The organism is Paenibacillus thailandensis (assembly GCF_042685365.1).
Taxonomy (GTDB): Bacteria; Bacillota; Bacilli; order Paenibacillales; family Paenibacillaceae; genus Paenibacillus_AP; species Paenibacillus_AP thailandensis.
The window spans coordinates 19,039-43,149 of the sequence record NZ_JBHUMY010000025.1; the positions used below are offsets into that span (position 1 = coordinate 19,039).

Genomic DNA, 24,111 nt, shown 5'->3' on the forward strand with positions numbered 1-24,111 from the left:
GACCATAATGTTTCACGTGAAACATTATGGTCACTACATAACAATTTATAAGTTTCCGAACTCCAATTCGAATTGACGTGAAAGCGAGTTTGTTACGAAACCTATTGGTCCGCCTTCTTTGAGTGAATCAGATAGGAGTCGTGCTTACTTTTTTTGCGTGGAACGGCTTGTTGTCAAGCAGGAAATTTATGCTTGCTGGTCGAATTGATAGGAAGGCGGATTAGCCGAACAGAAAAGGAAATCCAGGCTTGAGGTTGGTCCGAATCGAGACACTGTCGCAGATTGCGGCGTGACCGGCTGGAGCGACACGGCCGAGGGGCAGAAGGAAATCTTCCTTAAGAAAGAAATGAAATTCGGCGTGCCAATCCCGTTTTATGGGGAACGGTTAGGTCGCTTAGCGGCATAATGATTAGAGATAAAAGCTGTCGTTTAACTATCAAAAAGTTATAAGGTTCGTCATTATAAATCGCCATATCGTTCTCGTAAAACCTATTCGTCTTTCACGCAAGGACAACGAATGTCATTAATCGGCCAGTATGAATGAAGTCGTAGCCGCCGTTTCGTTTGCAGGTATGCAGCTTGTTTTTGGACAAATTTGTGAGTTATTAGCAGATCATCGGAATTGCAACAACACATCTTTGAAGCGGAATGCGCAAGCAGAAGCTTCCGGATCGGGTGGTATGGAAAACGTATGAAAGAACAATTTTCACGTTTGTTTGGCCTTTCGGATTCGCGCAGCGGACAAGAAGAGGTAAAGCAAATACCGGTACATGAAATTGATTCCAGTCCTTATCAGCCACGTACGGTATTTGATGATGAGCGTATCGATGAGCTTTGCCAAACCATTAGGACGCATGGCGTCATCCAGCCGATTGTGGTGCGTATCCGCAACGGCCGATATGAGCTTATTGCCGGAGAACGGCGCTGGCGTGCCGTCACGAAGCTGGGGATGGAAACCATTCCGGCGATCGTCCGCGAATTCAACGATTCGCAGACGGCTTCGATTGCGCTGATCGAAAATTTGCAACGCGAAAATTTGACGGCCATTGAAGAAGCCATTGCCTATCAGAAGCTAATTGAATTGCATCAATTGACGCAAGAAAGCTTGGCACAGCGATTGGGAAAAAGCCAATCGACTATTGCCAATAAGCTTCGGTTATTGGGCTTATGCGATCAAGTGAAAAATGCGCTGATCGAGCGTAAAATAACCGAACGCCATGCCCGCGCGCTTCTTGGCTTAGAGACAGGGGAACAGCAGGTTAAGGTGCTGGAAGAAATCATAACCAAGGAGTTAAACGTAAAGCAAACCGAAGCGCGAATCGCTTTCTTAAAAGAGGCGGCGAAGGAAACGAAGAAGCCTAAACGGTTTTCGTTTACGAAAGACACGAGGCTTGCGATCAACACGATTCGTCAGTCGATCAATATGGTTGCGGGATCGGGCCTGCAAATCAAGACCAACGAGCAGGACTACGACGATCACTACGAGATCGTCATTCAAATTCCGAAACGTTAAGAAGGACTCATAAACGATACATAAATCCACGACCGGTAATGTTTGCGGAGCAGAATCGCTTCGGTAACCAGACAAGTTATATCGCCAATAAAAATTCCGGGTTTCCGATTAGCGAAAACTTATCGTTTCTTATATAGTAAACAAAATTTAATCGATAAATCTTCGGTCGCCGTCTTCCATTAGGGAGACGGCGATACCTTTTTTCTGCTAATATAGGAATATACCCAAATCGAAATGGTAGATCGCTATAGAGGGGCAATTCTATTCCGTTTGCGTTCGGAGAATGGCGAGCTGAAGGTGACGATCCGAAGAGGATTCCAACGGAAGCATTGTTGAGTGGGTGCTACGGATAAGGATGTTGAAGCGATAAGCAATCGGATAACGAGAAGTCCGGAATAACATGGATTGCGACTTGGTTTGATCGGAGACGATAAACCGGTAGCGATCGTGTATTAATCCGATTGAGGGACGGCTTGTTCGAGAAGTGCCGGGACTCCTATCTGAAACGGAATGGGTCCCGACAACGTCATTGGAGCATGAATGACTTGTCGCAATTAAACCGTTTCCACGGTTTTAGGCCGGCGCTTGTGACGTCTTGCGAAAGCATGGAGGGTGCGATGCAAAGGCTTCCGAGAGGTAAAGAGCAGAATAATTCGCTTATGGACACCTTGGAGGATATCAGCACCGTTCAATAAGTATGCCGGGAACTTGCATGGCTTGTCTCAAATCGATCATCTTGGGCCCAATCCGGAAGCAGCGTTGCCGATCCATAACGTCGCTTTCTTGTTTCGAGAATGAACGTATGGTCGCAATCCGTTATGATCAGAGGTTCCCGTTTCCGCGTCTACTACGGGACGGAAGAGATCGTGGAGCTTCATGACTAATGCAGCTTTGGTCGCAATCCTTGGTTCCGGGCTTCGCTTTCAGATGACCGCCAGCACCGCCGGGATGATTTTCGACCCGGCATTCTGAGGTTCGGGTATCCTTTTCGGATGCTAAGCGGAATCGCTTTGGGTTTGCTGATATGTCCGGCGTATTATGAGAAGGTAGACTTGGATGCTCGGACCGAATTCGCATCCTTTTGATGTCTGCGCGGTGTTTCAGCTTGAGCGATCGGCTTTGCGACGATGTTCACGCGTTAATCTCTGCTTTTTGTTCAGAAGATAAGGATACGTACGGAGCATAGAGATTGGGCGGCCGCCGACTGTCATTTTAGGTTTGGATTTTAGATACTTGATGGTTCTTTTGCGATAGGGGAGAGCCTTACGATTTTAAAACTCTTTAGCAGAATCACGACTTCATTTTTACGCTTCATTAAGATTGTTACATATAGAGGTGAGCGGTTTGTCAAAAATAATAGCTATTGCGAATCAGAAGGGCGGTGTCGGCAAGACGACGACGTCAGTCAATTTAGGAGCCTGTCTCGCTTCGCTCGGTAAAAAAGTTCTGCTGGTCGATATCGATCCGCAAGGAAATACGACAAGCGGCATCGGCATTAATAAAGCGGATGTTGACAATTGCATTTATGATGTACTTATCAATGAAGTGCATCCGAAGGATGCGATGCTGAATACAAATATCGATAATTTGAAAGTAATCCCCGCAACGATCCAATTGGCGGGTGCCGAAATTGAACTCGTATCGACGATCTCAAGAGAATTAAGATTGAAGAAGTCGCTTCATCTGGTAAAGGATCAATTCGATTATATTCTGATCGATTGTCCTCCGTCGCTGGGACTGCTCACCATTAATTCGTTAACGGCGGCCGACTCGGTAATCATTCCGATTCAATGCGAATATTACGCGCTTGAAGGGCTTAGCCAGCTGTTGAATACGGTTAGGCTCGTGCAAAAGCATTTGAATACATCGCTGCAGATTGAAGGCGTATTGCTGACCATGCTTGACGCGCGAACGAACCTGGGCATTCAAGTGATCGAAGAAGTGAAGAAGTATTTCCAAAGCAAGGTGTATCAGACGATTATTCCAAGAAACGTTCGGCTTAGCGAGGCGCCGTCCCATGGCGAAGCCATTATTACGTATGATCCAAAATCCAAAGGGGCGGAAGTATATCTTGAATTGGCGAAGGAAGTGATTATGTATGAGCAAGCGGCTAGGTAGAGGATTGGATGCTCTTATTCCTTCGCTGTCGGTAAGCGAAGACGATAAAGTGGTGGAAATTCCGCTTTCGCAGCTCAGGCCTAATCCTTATCAACCACGCAAACATTTCGATGACGAATCGATTAAGGAACTCGCCGAATCGATTAAGCAGCATGGCGTTATTCAGCCGATCATCGTCAGATCGGTTCTAAAAGGTTACGAGATTATTGCCGGCGAACGGCGATTTAAGGCGTCCCAGTTGATCGGAAACGCATCGATTCCGGCAGTCGTTCGGGCGTTCTCGGATCAGCAGGTCATGGAAATCGCGTTGATCGAGAACTTGCAGCGGGAAGATTTGAATGCGATCGAAGTCGCGATCGCTTATCAATCGCTGATGGAGAAGTTTAAGCTGACGCAAGAAGAGTTATCGATGAAAGTCGGGAAGTCCCGTTCCCATATTGCGAACTTTATTCGTTTATTATCTTTGCCCGATGAAATCAAAGATTATGTTTCACGTGGAACATTATCGATGGGTCACGCACGCGCTTTGGCGGGAGTGAAAAACGCGGCTACTCAGAAAGAGCTTGCAGCACTGGTGATAGCGCAAGAGTGGAGCGTTCGCGAGCTGGAGGATGCGATTCAGAAGCTGGATTCGCGACCGAAGGAAGAGAAGGCCGACAAATCGAAACTGAAAAAACGGGATCCTTATATTGAAAGTCTTGAGGATACGCTTCGCGAACGGTTCAAAACGACGGTGCGCATCAAGCCGCAGCAGAAGGATAAAGGGAAAATCGAGCTTCAATATTACAGCAAGCAGGACTTGGAACGGCTGTTGGAGCTGTTGCAGAGCTTGGGCTAACAGAGCCGTAAACACGGATTGAATGAAGGAGGCTTGTCTTTGTTGCCGCATCGGAACGTATAAAGTTTTTGAACTCGAAAAACTCGCTTTCCGATTGGCGATAAAAACTACCGCTGAAACAAGGCCGTACTGCCTCGAAGCACTTCGAAAGAAGGTTATCTCACCGGGTAATCCGAACTTTAAACCGCTGTAAAAAGAGCGCTCGGTAACGTTTCAAAAAACAGTCCAAAAACTAGCATACTTAAGTTGTAATCTTCCATTCGAGGGATTAAACTTAGGTATGCTATTGTTATTCGCAGCTTACGGCACCGCAATTCAAAACGGATACGATCGTCCGGTCAACGACGAAAGATAACGTCATCGGGAGCTCTTACATGGTGAAAGAATGGAATGCGTGCAAAGCAAATTCGCTTTCAAAACGAAAGAGCAAGTGCTGTCGCATTAAAGAATGTAGTTTTCTAAGCTGCGAGAGATAAATCTAATCGGGTAAAGAAGGGGCGGGCATAAATGATGGAACAACAGCCACCGGTTATTTATTTGGATCATGCTGCGACGTCATGGCCTAAACCGCAGCCGGTCATTGAAGCGGTACAGCACGCGCTGCTCTATGAATCGGCGAATCCGGGCAGGGGAAGCCACCGGATGGCCGTTCAGGCAAGCCGTGTCATCTTTCAAACGCGGAAGGGATTGGCGAAGCTGTTCCAAGTTAAAAATCCGAACGATATTGCTTTTGCTGCCAATACGACGGCGGCCTTAAATCTGGCGATCAAAGGATTTGTAGACAGCGGCGATCATGTAATCGCAACCGCCGTGGAGCATAATGCCGTCAGAAGACCTCTCGAATATTTGAAACGAGTTTTGAACGTCCAGGTGACATACGTGGAAGCCGATGCGGAAGGCAAAGTAAGCTTGGACCACATTCGCGAGGCGATTAGGCCGAACACGCGGCTTGCTATCGTGAATCACAGCTCGAACTTGTTAGGCACGATACAGCCGGTCGAAGAGATTGCGGCGCTCATGCGCCAGCATGGCGTGAAGCTGCTGGTCGACGCGGCGCAAAGCGCGGGGCTGCTGCCAATAGACGTGGAAGCGATGGGCATCGATATGCTGGCTTTCCCGGGGCATAAAGGGCTGCTTGGACCGCAAGGGACGGGGGGATTGTATATTCATCCGTCGATCCGTCTGGAGCCGCATATGCACGGCGGAACGGGCAGCCAGTCCGAAGCGCCGGAACAGCCGGATGTCCGCCCCGACCGCTATGAAGCAGGCACTCTGAATACGCCTGGAATAGCGGGGCTTGGCGCAGGCGTAACCTATGTGCTGGAGGAGACGGTCGCGGCCATTTACGAAAAGGAATGGACGTTGACCCAACGGATGATGGAGGGGCTGTCGGCGGTAAACGGAATCCGATTGCTTGGACCCGGACTCGGGAAACCGCGCACAGGCATCGTATCGTTCGTGCTGAAGGGCGTCGATCCTTCGGAAATGTCCTTTATATTGGATCAACATTACGGCATAGCCGTTCGGGCCGGTTTTCATTGTACGCCGTTGGCGCATGAGAGTGCCGGAACGACGGGAACCGGTGCCATCCGGGCCAGCGTCGGGTGCTTCACGACCGAAGCGGATGTCGATGCGCTTGTAACGGCAGTTCAAGAAATAAGCAAACATTACGAATAATAAGCCAATTGCATTAGAGTCTGGAGCGATTAAACAACATGGAACAATGGGTATCGGACCCTGCAGTAGGGGCAGCAGCCGTCATCGGGATCGGAATTATCGTGATGGTCACATGGGTAGCGGCATTGGGACGCAAATTGAAGAAGCTTCGCAAGCAGTATGTGGAGGTTATGGGCAGTTTCGGCACATCCAACATGGAAGAGGTCATCGCTTCGTTGAGAGGCTCTGTGATGGCCCAGCAGGCGACGATCGAACGCCAGCAGGAAGAAATCAAAGCATTGCGCGACAAGCTTCGGTTAACGAAAGGCAAAGTCGGCATCCATCGGTATAACGCTTTTTCCGAGCAAGGGAACAATTTAAGCTTTTCGATCGCGGTATTAAACGAGATGCAGGACGGTTATGTCGTGACCGGCATTTACAATCGGGACAACACCTATGTGTATGCCAAGCCGATCGAAAACGGGCAATCCGTATATCCGTTGTCGCCGGAAGAACGCAAAGCGATGGAGGATGCCAAATAAACAGCGGTTAATAACCGGTGTCGGAGGCGGCCGTTTGGCTTCGCGAGTCCGAAGATACGGCGCAGCTCTGGACAATGGCGCTGAATAGACAGGTCGAGATTAGGTCGGCCAGCTTCATGACGAGATGAAGTCTTGTATTTTGCAGGACGAAATATTCCATGAATCCTCCGACGTTAACGATGCCCGTAATATGAATATCGCCGACGGGAGGCAGATCCTTGTTAACGCCTGCACCGGGGCGGACGGGGCCGACGCCGACCTGTATGCAGCCTACGCTGGCGACTTGTCCCAAACAAGCGTCTACTCCGATGACAAACGGTTTGCGGTGCTGCCGGTTGATCGTGTTCAGCGTGTTTTCCAAATTCATGGCATGAACAGGCTCTTCCAGGGTACCATATAACGTGAAGTGAGGGCTGCGGGTTTTCATAAGCGATGTCCCGACAAGCGGTCCCAGCGAATCGCCGGTCGAACGGTCGGTACCTACGCATACGATGACAATCGGCCGATCGCCGGCCATTTCATTCAGCATCGCCGTCAGGCGGGTAATTAACAGTTGAGCGGCGCTGGATTCCGAATAGAAAACTTTCAGAGGCGTTTCTTTTAAAAAAGAGAGTTTCATAGCGACCCCTCCACTGAACGGATATGGTACTAGTATATGGATGGGATAGCCGCTTTATACATGCAAACTAGCATTCATTTATAGAAGCTTGCACCAAAATGAAGTTTTCTTTTATCTCATCAAAACTTGGCGACTATTGCACCGTGAAAACCGAAATCTTTATTGGAGCAAAAAATAGCCGTTAAACGGGGTGCCGAGCCGCGAGGGAAGTTCGATAGAAGATATTTTCATTCCCGTTTTAGAGGTTAAAAATGCGTTCCCGACTGCAAGTCGGGCCGGAGGAACAGTATGCTGATTGCTTTTGATTCGACGCAGCAGGCGCTTCGGGCGGAGATGCTTCTCGAATATGTCGAGATCGACATCGACATATGCCCGACGCCGAAAGAAATTACGGCCGGCTGCGCGTTGTCCATTCATTTCGGAGAAGAAGACCTGGAACAAGTCGTACGAGTCATACGGGACGAACAGGTCGAAATTCGAGGTATATTCAAACCTGCAGAGCAAGGTTATGAGCAAGTTGCAATCTAAAGAGGTGTACAACATGAATGAACAAACAGAGGGACAAACGGTAGGGGATGTTCAGACGATCGAAGATGGAGTAAACTGGTTTCAAAGCATGTTTCAATCGCTGACAAGTCCCGAAACATGGGCAGGCATCGGCGAAGCGGCGATTCGCATTTTGCTGATCGTCATCATCGGCATTTTCGTCAAATGGCTTGTGCATCGAACGATCGACCGGTTTATATTGCAGCGGGAGCTCGTTCAATTGCAAAGCCATGCGCGAAGGATGAACACGGTCGGCAAGCTGCTCAAGAACGTTACCAGTTATTTCGTTTATTTCATCGGCGGACTTCTCATTCTGTCGGAGTTTGGCATTCAGCTTGGGCCGCTGCTGGCCGGCGCGGGCGTTATCGGACTCGCGGTAGCGTTTGGCGCCCAAAGCCTGGTTAAGGACGTCATAACCGGATTTTTTATTATTTTGGAAGATCAATTCGCCGTAGGGGATGTCATCCAAACGGGAACGTACCGGGGAACGGTGGAAGTGATCGGACTTCGCGCCACGCGCATCCTTAGCTGGACAGGCGAGGTTCATATCATTCCGAACGGGATGATTAGCGAAGTGACGAACTTCTCGTTAAGAAATTCGCTGGCCGTTGTAGATATTGCGATTGCGAACGAGGAAGATGTCGAGCGGGCGATCGCGGTCATGCGGGAAAGCCTTGCTTCCTTTAAGGACGAAAATCTCGTCAAAGAACCGGAAGTGCTTGGCGTGCAAACGATCGGCCTTTCGGAAGTTACGATTAGAATAACGGCGGAATGCTTGCCGGCCATGAACGCAGTCGTAAGCCGCAAAATCAATGCGGAGATGAAAAAGGCGCTGGACGAGCACGGCATCGAATTCCCGTATACGCGTATGGTATCGTATCAGCGCAAGGAGAAGGGCGGTATAAAAAGTGGAGCGTAAGCAGTTTGAACTGGGGGATATTGTCCAAATGAAGAAGCCGCATCCGTGCGGTACGAATGAAATGGAGATCATCCGAATGGGCATGGATATCCGGATCAAATGCGTCGGCTGCAAGCATAGCGTACTTATTCCGCGCGTGAAGTTCGAGAAAAACATGAAGAAAGTGCTGCGTTCCAAAGCGGAGCAGGAGCAGCAAGGGGAATGACGAATTCGGGCGACAGGCTTGTCGATGGCGCTCCTTTCGAGGGCCGAAACATAAGGCTCGTCGCTCGGGAACGGCGATTATCGGGGTCCCGTCAAGGTATAGGAATGCGCTGCAAAGCTAGGATATACGCCTTGGCCGTCCCGGATCAGAACGGCCGATGGTAGGGGAGGGAATCCTCTCTTCGGCCTTTTATTGACAACCGGCTGTAAATTTCTCATGCCGATAAAGGGCGCTTTTTAAACGCGGCGAGGTTCGCTCTCGAAGGGATCCGAAATTTTTTTTGGACAATCCCCTTGCATAACTCGCCTACGTATGATATGATCTATTTTGTCTTGAAAATTATATGGAGAGGTACCCAAGAGGCCCAAGGGGGCTGACTCGAAATCAGCTAGGCGTGTCAAAGCGTGCGTGGGTTCGAATCCCACCCTCTCCGCCATACATAACCACTCAGCCGTTTGCATGAAGATGCAGGCGGCTTTTTTGTTGTATGATCCAGGATTAAAGCTAGCGCTTGCGGATTTTGGCACTATCATGGACAACCGCATAAGCAGACGAATCGAAGCGAAAACATAATGTGTAAAACAGGAAGGAGGAAGTATTATGAGCAAAAAGTTAAAAAAAGACGGGACAACCATCAATGTCATTATTTTTAAAAACAATTTTATTTACTTTAACGAGCAGCGCGCGGAAGGCGGCGGCCAAATTAACCGGAATGTAGGCGCTACGGCTACCCAAGGCGGGCAAAACGCGATATTCGGCCGGACTCAAAATAAGAAGTCTCAGTTTGCAAACGGTAATGGCAGAAGCGGTATCGCCGGTAAAAAGAATGATGAGCAGGGAGGACAAAGCTCCTTCAAGATCAACAAGAAAAAAAACGGAAAGCCTAAACCTTGGCTGCGCAAGTAAGACTGGGTGAAATCAGTATCCGTTTGCAGGGTGCTGGTTTCACCCAGCCTAACTCTTTTCACGCGAAGGCTTCATTCACAAAGGAAAGAAGCCGTTCCTGCTTGCGACCAACGTAAAGAGAGCTCTTGCGAGCTCTCCCGACGGTGATGATTGATGGTCAGAGTCTGTTTATCGCACAATAGCTGACAAAACGATCTCGGCATTCGCAATTACGAATGATGTGTGTTACAGACGCGTGTCTTTAGCACAACCCCTCGCTTCCAAGCTAGTGGATGACTTCCTCCTGTGTTTCCTTCACCAATTGGTTCAATGGAACCACACCTCTCTTGGATCACCGTCGATAAATATGATGTCCGTATATGGACCGGGTTATGCATGCATCCGATCAATTTAATTGCGAGGCGTTAACGCTTCCCGAGGCGTTTCCACTTTCGCTCGTGGTTCGTCGTCTCCGGGAACCGTTCCCCTTTGCGCAAACGTACTTTTTTCGGATGCTCGATGCCCATATGATAAGAATTAACGCCTTCTTCAATATAAGTGCCGTCGTTTGGCGCTTTGTCGCCCGGCGAGAAAATCGTCCATTCGCCCATGCGCTTCACCTCCGCTTGTAGTCGGGTGAACGAAGGGATCGCATCGCGGATCGCGCTTCGTTCGCCTTTTACGTAGTATGGTCCGGGCGATTGCCGCTCATAATCGGGGAATGCAGGGAAAGGTGGAAGCGGATCTTCAGCGCGACCGGGCTGCAGGGGGAAAATCCCAAGCCGGACAAGTCCGAATCGCTTGCCAAGGCATATGCCGATTTGATATAGTATATAAGTATGCGAGATTTAGATACTAACGACGATGTCGTTTCTGTTTGTCTCGCTCCTTGCTCCCACTTAGGGGGCCGTTAGTCCAAAAGGAGGTGAACCCTAATGCGCAAATACGAAGTGATGTACATCCTGCGTCCGGAGCTGGATCAAGAACAGGTTCAAGCAGCCGTTGACAAGTTTAATGGCATCATCGCCAATGGCGGAGAGATCACGAAGCAAGATCTGATCGGAAAACGCCGTCTTGCGTATGAGATCAACAAGATTCGTGACGGTTATTATGTTCTCGTTAACTTTACGGCAACGACCGAAGTTATCAACGAGCTTGACCGTATCATGAAGATTTCGGACGAAGTTATCCGTTCGTTGATCGTCAAAGACGTTGCTTAATTTTCCTCAGTATGGCTTGATTGGGAGGTCTAACGATGTTGAACCGCGTAATATTGATTGGCAGATTGACGAGGGACCCTGAGATGCGGTACACTCCGGCCGGCGTTGCGGTAACGCAATTTACGCTGGCGGTTGACCGGCCATTTACAAGCGGCGGCGGAGAACGCGAAGCGGATTTCATACCGATCGTCACATGGCGGCAGTTGGCTGAGACCTGTGCCAACTACTTGCGCAAAGGGCGTTTGACGGCGGTAGAGGGGCGCATTCAAGTGCGCAACTACGAGAATAACGAAGGCAAGCGCGTGTATGTAACCGAAGTGATTGCCGATAACGTACGATTCTTGGAATCCAACCGCGACAACGCGCGCGAGGACAATGGCGGCGGCGCTCCATATGGAGGCGGCGGCAGCGGCAGCGGTTCTTTCGGAGGCGGCGGCTCTTCCTACGGAGCTGGCGGCCAAGGAAGCCGATACGGGAATTCAACACGTAACGACAACCGTGATCCGTTCTCGGATGATGGACGACCGATCGATATTTCCGAAGATGATTTGCCATTTTAAATGAAAGGATGGGACAAGAATGAGCTTTAAAGCGAGAGAAGAAGGCGGCGAACGTCCAGAACGCAAGTTCAGCCGTAAAGGCGGCCGCAACAAGCGTCGCAAAGTTTGCTACTTCACGGTGAACAAAATCACGCACATTGACTATAAAGATACGGATCTGCTCAAAAAGTTCATCAGCGAGCGCGGTAAAATCCTGCCTCGCCGTGTAACTGGCACGAGCGCGAAGTATCAACGCGCTCTGACGATCGCGATCAAACGCGCTCGTCAAGTGGCTCTGCTGCCTTACACGACGGAATAATCGTTAGGCGCAAAGCGGAAAAAAGCATCCTTGCTTCCTTTATCGGGAGGCGGGATGCTTTTTTTTATTTGAACGGATGCAGGACTATGCATCAGGTTTTTGCTCCGCAGTTTCGCTCCAGGCTATAACCAAGCTGAATTTCTCCGCCGGTAACGGCTCCACAATATTTCCGTTGTTCTCCGGACAGACAACCCTTTATATCCCGGTTTGCCGGTTCCCCAGTAAACTTCCGTTCGTTCATCTGCCGTCATGGCCGTACCCATTTCAGATATCCGCAGACGCCGCGGGCAATCAGCCGTACATATCCCGATATTCTTTCGGGGACAGCCCTTCGGACCGTTTGAACAATTGGATAAAATAGCTCGCTTGAGCGAAGCCGACCATGCCGCCGATCGCTTTGACCGGCAGCTTCGTCGTCACGAGCAGGCGTTTCGCCCCCGCGATGCGGCATAACGTCAAATATTGATTGGGCGTCTTCCCGATAACCGATTGGAACAACCGGAGAAAATGGTAGGAGCTGTAGCCCGATAAAGCGGCCATTCTTTCGAGCGACCACGGCTCGCCGCAACGGCTCCGGATTTGGTCGGCGATTGCGCGGATATCGCTTTGCTTGCTGAGCGGCAAGGAGCCTTCCAGAGGCTTGGAGTTGACGGACAGCTCGGCAAGCGCTTCGTAAACGAGAGCGGACAGCCGGGGTTCGTGACGCGTCTCGAACCGTTCGCATAGCGTAAGCATCGTATCCGACAGTTCGACGAGCCGCTCCCGTCCGCCGAACGAAAAGAAATAGCCTGCGGAGCTGTCGGCCGCTTGCGTCAGCGGCAAGGAAGCCGCGGCGTAGAAATGAATCCAGCGCACATCCCAAGGCCGGTTCGCATAAGTGCCGTAATGCTGCTTAGCGCCGGGCGGATACAGGAAGCCGTCTCCTTCGCCGAGCGCGATCCGGTTCCCGCCGTGAATGACGTAACCGCTGCCGGCCATCACCAGATGAAGATTATAGTACGGGATGCCGTGGTCGCGGCGTTCGCGGTGCCGGGGAAAATCCGCGTACCGGCCGAGGGATTCCGGGTAATACAAATAACCGTTCATCGTCGGCGCCGGCAAAACGTAATGCGTAAGAATTATAATCGCCTCGCTTTCATCGGACGGGTATAGCCGGCGAACGCCTCCGCCGCGCCGCAAGATCAGGATAGAAATCGCAATAATGCGTTATATACGCCGGTTTCGACACCTTTTACAATAACAATAACGGAACGAAATCGCAAAAAAATCATACTTAAAGGACGTAACGGAGGGATTCGAAGATGGAAATGCGCGAATTAAAAGGGCTCGATACGTTTCGGCTCGGAGCCTGTTATTACCCGGAGCATTGGCCGGAATCGATGTGGGAAGACGACTTCCAAAGAATGCGCGAGCTTGGGCTGTCCGTGATCCGGGTGGCGGAATTTGCTTGGTCGGTGTTCGAGCCGGAAGAAGGCGTCTTCCGTTTCGAACTGTTCGACAAAGCGATTGATCTGGCGCATAAGCACGGACTGAAGGTCATCATCGGGACGCCGACCGCAACGGCGCCGGTCTGGCTGACGCATAAGTATCCGGAGACGCTGGCGGTAACCTACGACGGCGTTACGCTGCAGCCGGGCATGCGGCAGCATACGAACTACAGCAGCCCGGTTTACCGGGAATTCAGCGCCCGTATTACCCGCCGCATGGCGGAGCATTACAAGGACCATCCGGCGGTTATCGGCTGGCAGCTCGACAACGAATTCCATTGCGAGAAAAGCGAGTCTTACGCCGAAGCCGATCATCTCGCATTCCGAAATTGGTTGAAGAACAAATACGACGGCTCGCTGGACGCTTTGAACGACGCTTGGGGGACGAGATTTTGGAATCAAACCTACACCGATTGGGAGCAGGTATTCCTGCCGCGTCCGACGCCGGCCCCCCGGCAATGCAATCCGCACCAGGTGCTCGATCAGAAGCGTTTTCTGTCCGACAATACGATTTCGTTCGCGAGAATCCAGGCCGATATCATTCGGGAAGTAGCGCCGCATCACTGGATTACGACGAACGGCATCTTCGGCAGGCTGGACAATCATCGGATGACGGAAGAACTGCTTGATTTCTTCAGCTACGACTCCTATCCGCAGTTCTCAACCATTTTCCATGACGAGCAGGAAGAGAAGCCGCTGCTGGACCGGAAGTGGGTGATGGGGCTTGCGACGACCCGTTCGGTATCGCCGAACTTCTGCATTATGGAGCAGCAGTCCGGGCCGGGCGGCTGGGTGAACCGGATGGATATGCCTTCTCCGAAGCCCGGGCAGATGCGGCTATGGACGTATCAATCGATCGCGCACGGGGCGGATATGGTGCTGTTCTTCCGCTGGCGTACGGCGACGGTAGGCACGGAACTCTATTGGCATGGCCTGAACGATTACCATAACCGCCCGAACCGCAGAATTGCGGAAGCGGGACGCATCGGCAAGGAGCTGCAGGAGATCGGCAACCGGATTATTGGATCGCGTTACCAAGCGGAGGTCGCCATCTTGCGCGACTACGAGAACGAATGGGACGGGGAATACGATATGTGGCACGGCCCGTTCACGTATAAGAGCCAGCTCGAATGGACGAAGGCGCTGCAATACCGCCATATTCCGAACGACCATCTCTTCCTGCGGAGAACGACGACGCTTCAAGATTTGCAGCGCTATAAAGCGCTGATCTACCCGCATCCGGCGATCATGCGGGACGAGACGGCGGCGCTGCTTGCCGCTTATGCCGAGCAGGGAGGGATCTTAATCTTCGGCTGCAGAACGGGCTACAAGAACGAGCACGGCCATGCTTACATGAAGCCGTTCCCCGGTGCGGCGGCCGAGCTGTGCGGCATTACCGTCGAGGAATTCACCCGGATCAAAGGGACAAGGAAGCCGGTGCGGGCGAAATGGAACGATAACGCTTCCGGCTTCATGGCGGGCGAATTTAACGAAGTGCTGGCCGTGGAACGGGACGACGTCGATACGATGGCGGTATACGACGAAGAATATTACGCCGGCAAACCGGCGGTGACCAGACGCCGCGTCGGAGCGGGGCAGGTGTGGTATTTCGGGGCGGTGTTCAGCGAGCGCGCCGCAGATCATCTGTTGGGGCTGATCGGCATGCAAAGTCCCGCCGCCGAATGGGCGTCCGCCCTCCCCGAGCAGGTGGAGCTGGCGATCCGCCGCGACGAGCAAGGGAGAGAGATTCGCTTCCTGCTTAATTATAACGAGGATCCGGCTGCCATTACGTTATCGAAGCCCCAGCGCGATTTGCTGACGGGAGAGACGCTGAGCGGGGAGATCAAGCTGGAAGGCTTCGGCGTCTTCGTTCTTTGCGAAGAATCGGAATCGCGCTAATGGGCAGCAGTTGTTTTGCCATAATATCCAATATTTGACTACCCCCGATCGGAACACTAAAATGGAGTTTATATGGATTCGTTGAGGGGGATGAACGGTTGAACGGTTTCTGGCAAGCAGTCAAAAAGGGTAACGTATCTTCAGGGATGGCAGCCCTGGGAAACGTGCTGATTGCGATATTGAAAGGCGTAGCCGCAGCATTCAGCGGAAGCGGCCCAATGTTCGCTTCCGCGATGCATTCCGTGGCGGACGCGGTCAATCAAGGTTTTGTCTTTACGGGCAGCGTGCTCGCGGAGCGCCAGCCGACGAAACGGTTTCCGTCCGGCTTCGGCCGCGTCGTCAATATTTTTTGCATGGTGGCCGTCATCGTCGTCACGATCATGGCTTACGAAACGATTCGGGAAGGCTATCATCTTCTTCGGCATCCGGTGCATGCGACGAACTTTTGGCTCAATTTCATCGTGCTTGCCATTGCGATCATCGTGGACGGCGCCATTTTGTACAAGGCGATGAAAGAGATCGTGAAGGAAACGAAGGCGGAAGCGAAAGGGCCGGCGGTATGGGGAGTCGCGCTCCGGAACGTAGGGCGCGCCGCGCCGCCGACGCGGCTTGTATTCTACGAAGACGTTGTCGCCACCAGCGGCGCCGTTCTTGCGCTGATCGCCGTCATTATCGGAGAATTTACGGCTTTTGCCGCCTTCGACGGCATTTCGACGATGCTGATCGGCTTTCTGATGGTGGGCGTGGCTTTCAAAGTCGGTTACGACAACATGGTGGGCTTAATCGGCGTGGCGGCGCCGAAAGAGGTGGAAACGGCCATCGCCGACCTGATTTTGGCCGATCCGGATGTCCGCGACATTAACAAGATGAGGATCGTTCAGGAAGGGCGGGCTTATCACGTCGATGCGTACTTGGAGCTGCGGAAAGGATTAATGCTCGCCGATGCCGACGACATCAAGTTCCGGGTCAGGGATAAGCTGCTGGCTAACCCGGATGTGACGGACGTGACGCTTGGCATCATCGAAGACGACGAAGTCCGCACGTGGAAAAGCGAGGAGCCGCAGCAAGAAATAGAGCAAGAGAAGAAGTAATCGTTACCCGGCAAGCAGAGAAGCTGTCCGTAATGCGGCAGGCTCCTCTGCTTGTTTTGGCTTGCCGCCGCCTCATGGAACGGAAGCGGGCAAAGCCGTCGTACGGTGCGGCTGTATGCGGCCGAATGGAACTTCGGCGGAACAGAGCCGTATAACTACGGGTACAAGCCGCTATTGACGGGCCCGGGCACGCGATAAACATGCGACGGTAACGTTAGACGGCGCCGCATTCGCAAAACCGGCCCCCGGGCGCGGGAGCCGGCCGGCATACGAAAGCTCAAGCTCATCACAAGAAAGGAACGGCGCGCCATGAACAACATTCGTGCAGGAGCAGAGCGCTTCAAATTGTTTTTCTTAAACAACAAATTCGTCATCTTTTTGCTTGTGCTGCTGCTGATCGGAATTAACATTTTTGTTTTTACGAAAGTCCAGTTCATTTTTACGCCGCTCATCGTGCTGCTCAAGACGGTACTGCTGCCGGTGCTGCTAAGCGGGGTCGGTTATTACTTGCTTAACCCGGTCGTCGATTATATGGAGCGGAAGGGGATCAAGCGGGGCTATTCCATTCTGGCGCTGTACCTGCTTATATTGGCCGTACTTGTACTGCTTATCGTCGCCGTCGTACCTTTTATCGGCGATCAGGTGACGGAGCTCATCAATAATATACCGGTCTATACGGTGCAATTGGAGGAGCTTGTCGAGTCGCTGCTGGGCAGCCAAATGCTCGGCCAATTGCTGGCGCAATTCGACCTGAACCTGGCCGGACTGACGAGCGATTTCAGCAGGCAGGTAACCGACATCCTTCAGAACTCGTGGTCGACGATCAGAGGCTTTGTCGGCGCCGTGACGGAAATCGTGCTGTCGATCGTAACGGTTCCGCTTATTTTGTTTTATTTGCTGAAGGACGGCAAGCGGCTTCCCGGCTATATGATCGGTTTTCTGCCGACGAAGCTGAGAGGCCGGTCGGGGCGGGTGCTGAAAGATATGAACCACCAAATCAGCACTTATATCCGCGGGCAAATTATCGTCAGCTTCTGCATTGGAGTTCTGCTCTACATCGGCTATGTCATTATCGGGCTGAAATACTCGCTTGTGCTGGCGGTCATCGCGGCATTTACGGCGGTTATTCCCTATTTGGGACCGGCGATCGCGATCACGCCCGCCCTTATCGTGGCCGTCGTCACGTCGCCCGTCATGCTGCTGAAGATGATCGTCATCTGGACGATCGTGCAGCTGATCGAAGGGAAGTTTATTTCGCCGCAAATTATGGGCAAAAGCCTTCAAGTCCATCCCATTACGATATTGTTCGTCATTTTGACGTCGGGGCATCTGTTCGGTATTGTGGGCGTTATTTTGGCCGTGCCGGGCTATGCGGTGCTCAAGGTTATCGTCACATCCCTGTTCGAATGGTTTAAGGCGCGTTCCCGGCTTTATGAGCCGGAGGCTCCCGAGGCTCCCGACGCGGAGGAGGTTCCGTCCGGCAAGTAACCGCATGCCAGCGGAAAGGGCTTCGCCGATCTATTCCGAAGGGCCGTGGCGCGGGCAATGCGACAATAGACCGGGTTCTTCCGCAAGCGGCGGCAGGACACGGTCTATTGCACAAAAATATCGGTCAATTGAATTTGTCGACTTGCTGTTCGGACCATTCGCCGATAATCGGAAGCTTGTACGCCTTGCCTTGAAGCGCCAGCGCCATAAGCGCAATCCACAGTACGACCGTCACCGGCCACAAAATAAAGCTGACGATAGCGCCGATCAGCGGAATCCAGCCGAACAAAAAATGAACGCCCATCAAAATAAACGATGCCGCAATCGATTGAAGCGCATGAAATTTGACGAACCGGCTTTGCTTCTCGGCGATAAGGAAGACGATTCCGGTTACGAACCAGAACAGATAACAGAGCAGGCCCGCCGTTTTCGGATCGATCCCCGTCGAGGAAGGATCCGGCCTGAAGGAATAGGGTGCCAAGTCCATTACCTCCTTTCTTTATTGTTCGTTCATGCCGCGGCCGCATCGCGAAAGAACGCCTGGCTTATATTTCACCGTGAAACGCAAGCTTCGCCGCCAGAGGACGGCGCAAGCCGTTTACGCTTGAGTTGTCACTTTCATGAGTATTCCGATAAGCAGCTCCTTATTCCGCCCCGTAATAAAGTGTTAGGCCGCGCAAAAAATTGGCACCCCACGGAACCGTACAATCGTTTACAATGACAAAGGAGGTTTATGCACGATAAGCGCTCCCGAAATGAATGCGTTCAATCCATGAAACGGAGGCTTGACTATGATGAATATCGCTTTCTTTCTGCTTCCTAAGCAAGAGGTCGTTACGCTTTCTTCCGACGCGACGCTCCGGCAGACGCTGGAGAAGATGGAGCATCACCGGTATACCGCCGTTCCGATTATCCATCCCGACGGCTCTTACGCGGGCGTCGTGACCGAAGGAGATTTGTTATGGTATATGAAGGGGACAGGGCTTAGCTTCGAGCAGACGAACAAGGTGAAGCTGTCGGAAGTTCCGCTGCGGCTCCACAGCCGCTCCGTCAGCATCAATTCGAATATGGAAGATCTGATTTCTTTGGCCAAGTCGCAAAACTTCGTACCGGTCGTCGACGACATGAACCGGTTTATCGGCATTGTAAGAAGAAGCGAAATCATCGACTATTGCGAGAAGCTTATATTGGAGGAATCCTCGAACGACATGCCGTCGGGCCGCTGACGCCGGCCGGGTCGGGTTTAATCGCGCCTCAGGGCGGGGTGCGAAGGAAGGAATCGGGCTTGTAATGATATCGATTGCTTTTATGCTATAATGTTTTGTAAATATGCGGCTCGTTCGCAGCCATGTAAAACATACAAGAGGTGAACAGTTTGAAGCCCGGTATAAAATCAGTGCTTTGGAGCGCGGCTGCATTATTGCTGATGCTTTCCTTGCTTCTGCCCGGAATAAATTTATTGACGATTCTGCTTATGATTGTGCCGTTCGCGGTGCTCTACGCCTCGCTTTCCGCGAAAGCGTTCGCGCTGCACGTCATACCCGTGCTTGCCGTCGCGCTTGTGCTGCTCGGCACGCCGGCGCTTATGCTAGCCATCTTTTTCTTAATACCGGCTATTGTTATGGGGCATTTGTACCGCAAGCGGGCGCCGGCTTCGAAGGTTCTCGTGACGGGAACCGTTGCGGTTCTGGCCGTCAGCATACTGATGCTGGTTGGATTCCAGGTTGTGTTCGGCGTCTCCTTGATCGGCGAGATGGGCGAGATGATCCGGACGACCGTCGCGGATCTCCACGCGCAGAGGCTTCTGCCGGAACAATGGGACGACGAGCTGACCGATTATTTCGTCCAGATGACCATCAATTCGATCCCGCTTACGCTTATGATCGGCTCGTTCGTATATGCCGTCGTTACGCATTATTTGACGCGCCGTGCCCTTATCCGAAGCGGGTTCGACATTCCGGGGGCGGCTCCCGCAAGAGAGTGGAAGCTGCCTCGGATTATGGTCGTGTACTATTTGATCGCTTACGTGCTTCAACTGTTCGTTTCGGGCGACAGCACGAACTTCATCGCCGTTGCGCTGCTCAATCTGGTGCCGCTCCTGCGGTTCGCGTTCTCCGTCCAAGCGATCGGGTTCATGTTCTTCCTGGCCCATCAGCGCGGCTGGAACCGGGCTGTACCGGTCATTCTTTCCATCATCGTGCTGTTGTTCCCGCCGCTTAGTCTGCTGGGCGTGCTCGATGCCGCGTTTCCAATCCGGAAGTCCATTACGAAACGATAACACGGGAGCGAATAGGAAATGCCGAAGTATTTGCTAAAGCGTTGGCATGGGATGCAGCGTTGGTGGGGGCTTGCATTGATCGCGGCTCTAACGGCCGCTCTGGCGGTGTATGAATGGCGGCTCGCTCTGGTCGGATTGCTGCTCGCCGTCGTTTTTGCGGTGTATACGGTCATTGCCGAGCGGACGTACCGCAAGGAGTTTAAAGCTTACTTGGGGACGCTCAATTACCGGATCAAAAAATCGGGAGAAAGCGTCATCGGCGAGCTCCCGTTCGGCATTGTGCTGTATAACGAGGAGAAGCAGGTCGAGTGGCACAATCCGTATGTGGCGCAAATAACGGGCCGCGAATCCGCCGTCGGAATGCAGCTTGCGGAGCTGTTCCCGTCGCTGCAGCAGGCGAAAGACCGAGAGAACGGCTTCGAAGCGGCTATTGACGGCCGCATGTATCAATTTCAGTTCCGGCCGAAGGAACGGATTCTGTTTATAACCGACATCACCGAGCTGTGGCAGCTTCGCACGACGCAAGAGGAAGAGAAGCCGGCGATGGGCATCGTCATGATCGACAGCCTGGACGAAGTGACCCAAGGCATGGACGACAATCACCGGGCTGCGCTTCTGTCCAAGGTTACGACGGAGATTACCGAATGGTCGCAGCAGCATCGCATTCATCTGAAGCGGCTCAATTCGGACCGCTTCTTCCTCATTACGAACCAGAAGACGCTCCGGGAGCTGGAGCAGACCCGGTTCACGCTGCTCGACGAGGTGCGGGAGATGACAAGCGATCTGAAAATCCCGATCACCCTCAGCATCGGCTTCGCCTGCGGCGCCGAAAGCTTCGTCGAGCTTGGCGCGTGGGCGCAAACGAGCCTCGATGTGGCGCTAGGCCGAGGCGGAGATCAGGCGGTCGTTAAAGTCGGCAGCCGGCAGACGTTCTACGGCGGCAAGTCGGGCGCGGTGGAGAAGCGCACCCGCGTGCGCGCCCGCGTCATCGCCCATGCGCTGCGCGATATGATCCGCGAGAGCGGCAACGTCGTCATAATGGGGCACAAGGTGCCGGATATGGACGCGTTGGGGGCGGCGATCGGGGTCATGAAGGCGGTGCAGTCGCTTGGCAAGGAAGCGTGGATCGTGCTCGAGGGCGACAACCCGTCCATCGAGAAGCTGCTTGATCTGTTCCGCGAAGACGAGAAGTTCATGAAACGGTTCGTGTCGCCGGAGCAGGCGCTCCAGCTGGTCAATCCGTCCACGCTTGCGGTCGTCGTCGACACGCACCGGGCGTCGATGGTGAAGGAGCCGAAGCTCCTTACGCTGACAGACCGCATCGTCGTTGTCGACCACCATCGCCGCAGCGAGGATTTCATCAGCAATCCGGTTCTGGTCTATATGGAGCCGTACGCTTCTTCGGCTTGCGAGCTCGTAACCGAGCTGTTGCAATACATTCACGACCGCATTGTGCTGGACGTCAGGGAAGCGACCGCGTTGCTGGCCGGCATTACCGTCGATACGAAGAGCTTCTCGCTCCGGACGGGAGCAAGAACGTTCGAAGCGGCTTCCTTCCTGAGAAGAAGCGGCGCGGACTCAACGCTCGTGCAGCGGATGATGAAGGAAGATCTCGACGAGTACGTACGCAAGGCCGAAATGATCAAAAATGCGGAAGTGGTCTACAACCATATTTCGATCGCGGTGACGGAGCCGGGCGTCAAATACCCGCAGCTCATGATCGCGCAGGCGGCCGATACGCTGCTGAACATGACCGATATACTCGCCTCGTTCGTCATAGCCGAGCGGCCTGACGGCTTGATCGGCGTAAGCGCGCGCTCGCTTGGCGACATCAACGTGCAAGTGGTCATGGAGCGGCTCGGCGGAGGCGGGCATTTGACGAACGCTGCGTGCCAGTATGAGGGCACCGTCCACGAAGTGGCGGAGAAGCTGAAGCAAGTGCTTGCGCAAATTGAAAAGGAAGAGGGGTTATTTGAATGAAAGTGATCTTTTTGCAGGATGTTAAAGGACAGGGGAAAAAAGGCGAAGTCAAAGATTTGTCCGAAGGTTACGTTCGCAATTTCCTGCTTCCGAAAGGGCTTGTCAAGGAAGCTTCGCAAGGCAATATGAAGACGCTGGAACAGCAAGCTTTGTCGGAGAAGAAGCGGAAACAGAAGGAGAAGGAAGACGCCGAGGCGCTGGGGAAACGCCTCGAGGAGCTGACCGTCGTCATCAAGGCGAAAGCGGGCGAAGGCGGCCGTCTGTTCGGCGCGATTACGAGCAAGCAGATCGCCGAAGCGCTTGCGGCGCAAGAAGGGATCAAGATCGATAAGCGGAAGATCGAGCTGGAAGAGCCGATCCGCGCGCTGGGCGTGACGCAGGTTGAAGTTAAGCTTCATCCGGAAGTGAAAGCGAAACTGAGCGTGCAGGCGAAGGAAGAATGAGCACCGAACTGAACGCCCTTGCCTTTGACCGCGTGCCGCCGCAAAATTTGGAGGCGGAGCAAGCGGTCATCGGTGCGGTACTGCTGCAGGCCGAAGCGCTCATTACGGCGATGGAGCGGGTGCGAAGCGAAGATTTTTACAGCACGGCGCATCAGCGCATCTATGAAGCGATGATCGAGCTCGCGGAAGCGAACCAGCCGATCGATCTCGTTACGCTGACGGCGCATCTGCAGGACCGGCAGCTGCTGGACGAGGTCGGCGGCGTCAGCTATTTAACGAAGCTGGCCTCGTCCGTTCCTACGGCGGCCAATGTCGATTATTACGCGCAAATCGTCGAAGAGAAGTCGATGATGAGACGCCTCATTCGGGCGGCGACCAACATTGTGACCGACGGCTACGCCGGATCGGAGGAAGTCAGCGTTCTGCTTAGCGAAGCCGAGCAGCGGATTATGGAAATTGCCAACCGCCGCTCGAGCAGCGGATTCATCTCCATCCGCGATGTGCTGATGGAAGTGTTCGAGAAGGTCGAGCATCTGTATTCCAACCGCGGCGGCACAACCGGCATTCCGTCGGGCTTTACCGATCTCGACCGGATGACGTCGGGGTTCCAGAGAAGCGACCTTATCATTGTGGCGGCCCGTCCTTCCGTCGGCAAAACGGCGTTCGCGCTGAACATCGCTCAGAACGTAGGCGTCCGGGCGCGCGAGACGGTCGCGATATTCAGCCTCGAGATGAGCGCGGCGCAGCTTGTGCAGCGGATGATATGCGCGGAGTCGAACGTGGATGCCGGCCGGATGAGAACCGGTCAGCTCGAAGGCGACGACTGGGAGAAGCTGACGATGGCGATCGGTGCGTTGTCCGAGGCGCAGATCTATATCGACGATACGCCGGGCATCACCGTCGCCGACATCCGGGCCAAGTGCCGGCGGCTGAAGAAAGAACGCGGACTCGGCATGATTCTGATCGATTACCTTCAGCTCATTCAAGGCCGAGGCAAACCCGGGGAGAACCGCCAGCAGGAAGTATCCGAAATTTCCCGTACGCTGAAGCAAATCGCGCGCGAGCTGGAAGTGCCGGTTATCGCGCTGTCGCAGCTGAGCCGCGGCGTCGAGCAGCGTCAGGACAAGCGTCCGATGATGTCCGACCTGCGGGAATCCGGCTCGATCGAGCAGGACGCCGATATCGTATCTTTCCTGTACCGGGACGATTATTACAATCAGGATTCGGAGAAAAAGAATATTATCGAAATCATTATCGCCAAGCAGCGTAACGGTCCGGTCGGAACGGTCGAGCTGGTGTTCTTGAAAAACTACAACAAATTCGTAAGCTTGGATCGGACGCATGTCGATCCGTCGCAGGCCTCATAATTTAAAACGTGAAAATATCCGAACAATTGCATGGGCGGCCGTGCAATTGTTCGTTTTTTCGTTTGACTTCTAATAGAGCGGCTGGTACACTATAATTGCTGTCTTCTGCTATTCCTTTGCTGCGTTATCGCGGCAGTCAAGCGTAAACGGCTGTCGCCG

Annotated in this window: 25 protein-coding genes and 1 tRNA gene; 22 read left to right on the plus strand and 4 right to left on the minus strand. The window is 52.9% G+C overall.

Features of this window, described 5'->3' with window-relative positions:
- Positions 1-691: 691 nt before the first annotated feature.
- The 5 genes from noc (at position 692) to ACFSW5_RS18560 (ending at position 6,667) form a co-directional block, all read left to right on the plus strand.
- Positions 692-1,513, plus strand: coding sequence for a nucleoid occlusion protein (noc, locus tag ACFSW5_RS18540; protein ID WP_379276276.1), 822 nt, complete (start codon positions 692-694; stop codon positions 1,511-1,513).
- 1,344 nt (positions 1,514-2,857) lie between these two features.
- Positions 2,858-3,631, plus strand: a complete 774-nt coding sequence (locus ACFSW5_RS18545; RefSeq protein ID WP_379276279.1) for a ParA family protein — start codon at positions 2,858-2,860, stop codon at positions 3,629-3,631.
- On the plus strand, positions 3,612-4,469 hold the full coding sequence (locus tag ACFSW5_RS18550) for a ParB/RepB/Spo0J family partition protein (protein ID WP_379276281.1): 858 nt from the start codon (positions 3,612-3,614) through the stop codon (positions 4,467-4,469). The genes ACFSW5_RS18545 and ACFSW5_RS18550 overlap by 20 nt, the downstream gene beginning before the upstream one ends.
- A gap of 510 nt (positions 4,470-4,979) precedes the next feature.
- On the plus strand, positions 4,980-6,146 hold the full coding sequence (locus tag ACFSW5_RS18555) for an aminotransferase class V-fold PLP-dependent enzyme (protein WP_379276283.1): 1,167 nt from the start codon (positions 4,980-4,982) through the stop codon (positions 6,144-6,146).
- A gap of 38 nt (positions 6,147-6,184) precedes the next feature.
- A complete protein-coding gene (locus ACFSW5_RS18560; protein ID WP_379276285.1) occupies positions 6,185-6,667 on the plus strand; it encodes a DUF4446 family protein in 483 nt (160 codons plus the stop codon).
- Between the two features lie 7 nt (positions 6,668-6,674).
- Here ACFSW5_RS18560 and yyaC read toward each other — a convergent pair whose 3' ends face one another.
- A complete protein-coding gene (gene yyaC / locus ACFSW5_RS18565; protein WP_379276287.1) occupies positions 6,675-7,286 on the minus strand; it encodes a spore protease YyaC in 612 nt (203 codons plus the stop codon).
- A 288-nt stretch (positions 7,287-7,574) separates the two neighbouring features.
- Here yyaC and ACFSW5_RS18570 point away from each other — a divergent pair, with 288 nt between their 5' ends.
- The 5 genes from ACFSW5_RS18570 to ACFSW5_RS18590 all read left to right on the plus strand — a co-directional run bounded on the left by ACFSW5_RS18570 (position 7,575) and on the right by ACFSW5_RS18590 (position 9,862).
- Entirely contained in the window at positions 7,575-7,814 is a 240-nt protein-coding gene (locus ACFSW5_RS18570; protein ID WP_379276289.1) for a DUF3343 domain-containing protein, read from the plus strand.
- 13 nt (positions 7,815-7,827) lie between these two features.
- Positions 7,828-8,751 carry a mechanosensitive ion channel family protein gene (locus ACFSW5_RS18575; RefSeq protein ID WP_379276291.1) on the plus strand — a complete coding sequence of 308 codons (924 nt, stop codon included), beginning with the start codon at positions 7,828-7,830 and terminating at the stop codon, positions 8,749-8,751.
- Positions 8,741-8,956: a DUF951 domain-containing protein gene (locus ACFSW5_RS18580; RefSeq protein ID WP_379276293.1), complete on the plus strand. Its 216-nt coding sequence runs from the start codon at positions 8,741-8,743 to the stop codon at positions 8,954-8,956. Before ACFSW5_RS18575 ends, ACFSW5_RS18580 begins: the two co-directional genes overlap by 11 nt.
- A 345-nt stretch (positions 8,957-9,301) precedes the next feature.
- Positions 9,302-9,392: transfer RNA gene (locus ACFSW5_RS18585), tRNA-Ser, on the plus strand.
- A 164-nt stretch (positions 9,393-9,556) separates the two neighbouring features.
- Entirely contained in the window at positions 9,557-9,862 is a 306-nt protein-coding gene (locus tag ACFSW5_RS18590) for a hypothetical protein (protein ID WP_379276295.1), read from the plus strand.
- 404 nt (positions 9,863-10,266) lie between these two features.
- Here ACFSW5_RS18590 and ACFSW5_RS18595 read toward each other — a convergent pair whose 3' ends face one another.
- Entirely contained in the window at positions 10,267-10,452 is a 186-nt protein-coding gene (locus ACFSW5_RS18595; protein WP_379276297.1) for a YjzC family protein, read from the minus strand.
- A gap of 324 nt (positions 10,453-10,776) precedes the next feature.
- Between ACFSW5_RS18595 and rpsF the strand changes: the two genes are divergently transcribed.
- The 3 genes from rpsF to rpsR are packed head-to-tail and all read left to right on the plus strand — an operon-like array spanning position 10,777 to position 11,919.
- Entirely contained in the window at positions 10,777-11,061 is a 285-nt protein-coding gene (gene rpsF, locus ACFSW5_RS18600) for a 30S ribosomal protein S6 (protein ID WP_379276299.1), read from the plus strand.
- A gap of 35 nt (positions 11,062-11,096) precedes the next feature.
- Entirely contained in the window at positions 11,097-11,621 is a 525-nt protein-coding gene (gene ssb, locus ACFSW5_RS18605; protein ID WP_379276301.1) for a single-stranded DNA-binding protein, read from the plus strand.
- A gap of 19 nt (positions 11,622-11,640) precedes the next feature.
- Entirely contained in the window at positions 11,641-11,919 is a 279-nt protein-coding gene (gene rpsR / locus ACFSW5_RS18610) for a 30S ribosomal protein S18 (RefSeq protein WP_379276303.1), read from the plus strand.
- Positions 11,920-12,210: 291 nt separating this feature from the next.
- Here the strand turns inward: rpsR and ACFSW5_RS18615 are convergent, their stop codons facing one another.
- Positions 12,211-13,005 (minus strand): helix-turn-helix transcriptional regulator, encoded by a 795-nt coding sequence (locus ACFSW5_RS18615; RefSeq protein ID WP_379276304.1) that lies wholly within the window; start codon positions 13,003-13,005, stop codon positions 12,211-12,213.
- Between the two features lie 221 nt (positions 13,006-13,226).
- Here ACFSW5_RS18615 and ACFSW5_RS18620 point away from each other — a divergent pair, with 221 nt between their 5' ends.
- From ACFSW5_RS18620 to ACFSW5_RS18635, 4 genes are all read left to right on the plus strand, one after another.
- Complete coding sequence (locus tag ACFSW5_RS18620) at positions 13,227-15,305, plus strand: beta-galactosidase (RefSeq protein ID WP_379276375.1); 2,079 nt, start codon at positions 13,227-13,229, stop codon at positions 15,303-15,305.
- A gap of 146 nt (positions 15,306-15,451) precedes the next feature.
- A complete protein-coding gene (locus tag ACFSW5_RS18625; protein ID WP_379276377.1) occupies positions 15,452-16,396 on the plus strand; it encodes a cation diffusion facilitator family transporter in 945 nt (314 codons plus the stop codon).
- 51 nt (positions 16,397-16,447) lie between these two features.
- On the plus strand, positions 16,448-16,594 hold the full coding sequence (locus ACFSW5_RS18630; RefSeq protein WP_379276306.1) for a hypothetical protein: 147 nt from the start codon (positions 16,448-16,450) through the stop codon (positions 16,592-16,594).
- A 111-nt stretch (positions 16,595-16,705) separates the two neighbouring features.
- Positions 16,706-17,884 carry an AI-2E family transporter gene (locus ACFSW5_RS18635; protein ID WP_379276308.1) on the plus strand — a complete coding sequence of 393 codons (1,179 nt, stop codon included), beginning with the start codon at positions 16,706-16,708 and terminating at the stop codon, positions 17,882-17,884.
- Positions 17,885-18,008: 124 nt separating this feature from the next.
- Here the strand turns inward: ACFSW5_RS18635 and ACFSW5_RS18640 are convergent, their stop codons facing one another.
- Entirely contained in the window at positions 18,009-18,365 is a 357-nt protein-coding gene (locus tag ACFSW5_RS18640; RefSeq protein ID WP_379276310.1) for a DUF4870 domain-containing protein, read from the minus strand.
- Positions 18,366-18,678: 313 nt separating this feature from the next.
- On the opposite strand from ACFSW5_RS18640, the gene ACFSW5_RS18645 reads away from it, so the two are divergent.
- From ACFSW5_RS18645 to dnaB, 5 genes are all read left to right on the plus strand, one after another.
- On the plus strand, positions 18,679-19,110 hold the full coding sequence (locus tag ACFSW5_RS18645) for a CBS domain-containing protein (RefSeq protein ID WP_379276379.1): 432 nt from the start codon (positions 18,679-18,681) through the stop codon (positions 19,108-19,110).
- Positions 19,111-19,250: 140 nt separating this feature from the next.
- Positions 19,251-20,162: a DUF2232 domain-containing protein gene (locus ACFSW5_RS18650; protein WP_379276312.1), complete on the plus strand. Its 912-nt coding sequence runs from the start codon at positions 19,251-19,253 to the stop codon at positions 20,160-20,162.
- 18 nt (positions 20,163-20,180) lie between these two features.
- Entirely contained in the window at positions 20,181-22,142 is a 1,962-nt protein-coding gene (locus ACFSW5_RS18655; protein ID WP_379276314.1) for a DHH family phosphoesterase, read from the plus strand.
- Positions 22,139-22,585, plus strand: a complete 447-nt coding sequence (rplI, locus tag ACFSW5_RS18660) for a 50S ribosomal protein L9 (protein ID WP_379276316.1) — start codon at positions 22,139-22,141, stop codon at positions 22,583-22,585. Before ACFSW5_RS18655 ends, rplI begins: the two co-directional genes overlap by 4 nt.
- Positions 22,582-23,952 carry a replicative DNA helicase gene (dnaB, locus tag ACFSW5_RS18665; RefSeq protein WP_379276318.1) on the plus strand — a complete coding sequence of 457 codons (1,371 nt, stop codon included), beginning with the start codon at positions 22,582-22,584 and terminating at the stop codon, positions 23,950-23,952. The genes rplI and dnaB overlap by 4 nt, the downstream gene beginning before the upstream one ends.
- Positions 23,953-24,111 lie beyond the last annotated feature (159 nt).